3 protein-coding genes are annotated in these 4,047 nt (G+C 70.0%); all 3 read left to right on the forward strand.

Features of this window, described 5'->3' with window-relative positions; translation table 11 throughout:
* Nucleotides 1–102 precede the first annotated feature (102 nt).
* The gene (gene rpsI, locus ACY45C_RS00610; RefSeq protein WP_462185709.1) at nt 103–510 is read left to right on the forward strand and encodes a 30S ribosomal protein S9; all 408 of its coding nucleotides are present in this window, start codon (nt 103–105) and stop codon (nt 508–510) included.
* A gap of 109 nt (nt 511–619) precedes the next feature.
* Entirely contained in the window at nt 620–2,026 is a 1,407-nt protein-coding gene (glmM, locus tag ACY45C_RS00615; protein WP_462185710.1) for a phosphoglucosamine mutase, read from the forward strand.
* An 89-nt stretch (nt 2,027–2,115) separates the two neighbouring features.
* The gene (glmS, locus tag ACY45C_RS00620) at nt 2,116–4,008 is read left to right on the forward strand and encodes a glutamine--fructose-6-phosphate transaminase (isomerizing) (RefSeq protein WP_462185711.1); all 1,893 of its coding nucleotides are present in this window, start codon (nt 2,116–2,118) and stop codon (nt 4,006–4,008) included.
* Nucleotides 4,009–4,047: the final 39 nt, after the last annotated feature.

Genomic DNA, 4,047 nt, shown 5'->3' on the forward strand with positions numbered 1-4,047 from the left:
GCGCAGTAGCCGCGGACCTCCTGAGCCGGTCGCCGGGCGGGGTCCTCCCGCCCGGCGGTACCGGCCCCGGGAACCACGCATCAACCGAGGAAGGAACGCGACGTGGCTGTCGTGACCGACGTACAGGGCAATCCCCGCGCCACCGGGCGGCGCAAGGAGGCGGTCGTCCGGGTGCGTCTGCTCCCGGGGACCGGGCAGTGGACGCTCAACGGGCGCACGCTTGAGCAGTATTTCCCGAACAAGGTGCACCAGCAGCTCGTCAACGAGCCGCTCAAGGCACTGGATCAGACGGAGTCGTACGACATCGTCGCCCGGCTGCACGGTGGCGGCGTCTCCGGGCAGGCCGGTGCGCTGCGGCTCGCCCTCGCCCGCGCGTTGACGCTGGCGGAGGAGGAGTCCCGGCCTACCCTGAAGAAGGCCGGCTTCCTGACCCGTGACGCTCGGGTCAAGGAGCGTAAGAAGTACGGGCTCAAGAAGGCCCGCAAGGCTCCGCAGTACAGCAAGCGCTGACCTTGGATCCCCTTCGCGGGCGTGCCCCTGGAGGCGCGCTCCTGGAGGGGATCGGTGCCACCGGTGCCCCCCTCGGTCTCCGCCACGATCTTCGACAAGGGAGACCTCAATGGTGAGGCTCTTTGGCACCGACGGCGTCCGAGGTGTCGCCAACATCGATCTGACCGCGGAGCAGGCGTTGTCGCTGGCTTCCGCGGCGGTCGAGGTTCTCGCTGGGCCGAACCGGGCGAGTGGGCCCTCCGGGTCCGGTAAGCCGGTAGTGGTCGTCGGCCGGGACACGCGGCCCTCCGGGGAGTTCCTGGAGGCCGCGGTGGTCGCCGGGCTCGCAGCCTCCGGTGCCGACGTGGCCCGGATCGGGGTGGCACCCACGCCCGCGGTGGCTTACGCCGTCGCAGCCAGCGGCGCGATGTTCGGTGTCATGCTCTCCGCCAGCCACAACCCGATGCCGGACAACGGCATCAAGCTGTTCGCCGCCGGCGGCCTCAAACTGCCCGACGAGGTCGAGGACGCCATCGAGCGGCGGATGGCCCTACCTCCGAGCCGCCGTCCCGTCGGCGCCGACGTCGGTCGGGTCCACGACGAACCGGTTCTCCTCGACCGGTATGCGGCGCATCTGCTGGCCACGCTGCCGGTGCCGCTCGACGGCCTGCGGGTCGTCGTCGACTGTGCCCAGGGCGCCGCCTCCGCCTTGGCCCCTCGGGTGCTGCGGGCGGCCGGAGCCGATGTCGTCGCGCTGCACGCCGACGGCGACGGGACAGCGATCAACGACGGCAGCGGTGCCACCCATCTCGACAGCCTGCGTGCCGCGGTCGTGGCGTACGGTGCCGACGTCGGCATCGCCCATGACGGCGACGCGGACCGTTGCCTCGCCGTGGACGCGACCGGTGAGGTCGTCGACGGCGACCAGATCCTGGCGATGTGTGCTCTGGCGCTGGCCGAGCGGGGTGAGCTGGTCGACGACACGGTGGTGGTCACCGTGATGTCGAATCTGGGCTTTCACCACGCGATGCGGGAGGCCGGTATCACCGTCGTCACCACACCCGTCGGGGACCGGTACGTGCTGGAGGCGATGCGCGCCGGAGGCTACGTGCTCGGCGGTGAGCAGAGCGGGCACGTGGTGTTCCTGGACTACGCGACGACCGGCGACGGGTTGTTGACGGCGTTGCGGATCCTGGGCCGGGTCGCCGAGACCGGACAACCGCTCGGCGAGCTCACCAAGGCGATGACCCGGTTGCCCCAGGTGTTGGTGAACGTGCGTGGCGTCGACCGGACACAGGTGGACACCAATGAGGAACTGCTGCGGGCCGTCGCCCTGGCCAAGGCGGAACTCGGTGACGAGGGTCGGGTGCTGCTGCGGTCGTCCGGCACCGAACCCCTCGTGCGGGTGATGGTCGAGGCGGGCACCGACGCCGCCGCGCGGGCGGTCGCACAGCGGCTCGCCGCCGTCGTGCGCACCGCGTTGCCGTCGTCGTGCGCACCGCGTTGCCGCCGGCGCGCTGACCGATCCCGTCGCTGACCGGTCCCGCCGCGGCCACAAGCGGACACCTTGCCCCGAGCGTCCCCCGGTACGCTCTCACCTCCGGGAACCTGCGTACGCTGAGCCGCATGTGCGGGATCATCGGTTACGTCGGCGACCAGGCGGCACTGGATGTCGCATTGAACGGTCTGCGGCGGTTGGAGTACCGGGGTTACGACTCGTCGGGTGTCGCCGTGGTCGGCGCCGGGGCACTGCGGACGGCGCGTCGTGCCGGCAAGCTGTCCAACCTCGAGAAGCTGCTCGCCGAGAATCCGGATTCCAGGCCGATGCCCGGCACCACCGGCATGGGGCATACCCGGTGGGCCACGCACGGTGGACCGACCGACGCGAACGCCCATCCGCACACCGACTGCACCGGCGCCATCGCCGTCATCCACAACGGGATCATCGAGAACTTCGCCGCATTGCGGGTCGAGCTGGAGACGGTCGGCCACGAGCTCGCCAGTGAGACCGACACGGAGGTCGTCGCCCATCTCCTCGAAGTCGAGCTTGCTGGTGCCGGCGCTGGTGCCGACCGCGGGTACGACGGGGGCGCGCATCCGCTGACCGCCGCGCTGCGACGGGTCTGCCGGCGGCTGGAAGGCGCGTTCACCCTGGTCGTGCTGCACCGCGACTTCCCGGAGGTGGTTGTCGGGGCCCGGCGCAACAGCCCGCTAGTCGTGGGGCTCGGTCAGGGGGAGACCTTCCTCGCCAGCGACGTCTCGGCCTTCATCGCCCACACCCGGGAGGCGCTGGAGATCGGGCAGGATCAGGTGGTCGAGGCTCGCCGGGACGGCGTGACGGTGACCGACTTCGGCGGCCAGATCATCGAGGGCCGGCGGTACCACGTCGACTGGGATGCCAGCGCCGCCGAGAAGGGCGGCTACCCGTACTTCATGCTCAAGGAGATCAGCGAGCAGCCGACCGCCCTGGCAGACACGCTGCGCGGTCGGCTTTCCGTCGATGGTGCGATCGTGCTCGACGAGGAGCGGCTGTCTGTCCAGGATTTCCGGGACGTGGACAAGGTCTTCATCGTCGCCTGCGGTACCGCCTACCACGCCGGCCTCATCGCAAAGTACGCGATCGAGCACTGGACCAGGCTGCCCTGCGAGGTCGAGATGGCCTCGGAGTTTCGCTACCGCGACCCGATGCTCGACCGGTCCACCCTCGTCATCGCGATCAGCCAGAGCGGCGAGACGCTGGACACGCTGATGGCGGTCAAACACGCGCGCGAGCAGAAGGCACGGGTGCTGGCCATCTGCAACACCAACGGTTCTACGATCCCTCGGGAGTCCGATGCGGTGCTGTACACCCGCTGCGGCCCGGAGGTGGGGGTCGCGTCCACCAAGACCTTCCTCGGGCAGGTCGCCGCGTGCCTTCTCGTTGGCCTGTTCCTGGCCCAGGTGCGCGGCGTGCTCTACGGCGACGAGGTCGCTGCGTACGTCGAGCGGCTCCAGCGTATGCCCGAGCTGATCGAACGGACGCTGGGAACGGTCGAGCCGGTGCGGGAGCTCGCCCGTGCCTTGGCCGACGCGAGGGCGGTGCTCTTCCTCGGTCGTCATGTGGGGTACCCGGTGGCCCTGGAAGGGGCCCTCAAGCTCAAGGAACTCGCCTACATGCACGCCGAGGGGTTCCCGGCAGGGGAGCTCAAGCACGGGCCGATCGCGCTCATCGAGCCCGGCCTGCCGGTGTTCGTCGTTGTGCCGTCCCCACGGGGTCGTGCGAACCTGCACGGAAAGATCGTTTCCAACATCCAGGAAGTCCGGGCGCGTGGCGCCCGCACGATCGTGATCGCGGAAGAGAGCGACACCGCCGTCGAACCGTTCGCCGATCATCTCATCCGCGTGCCCGCGACCGCGTCGCTGTTCGCGCCCCTGGTCACGACGCTACCGCTGCAGGTCTTCGCGTGCGAGCTGGCGCTTGCGCGCGGCCTCGATGTCGATCAGCCGCGTAACTTGGCGAAGTCGGTCACAGTCGAATAAGCCCCTCCCCACACGGCGCCTTCGGCGCAGTGTGGGGAC

The organism is Frankia sp. CcWB2 (genome assembly GCF_977927585.1).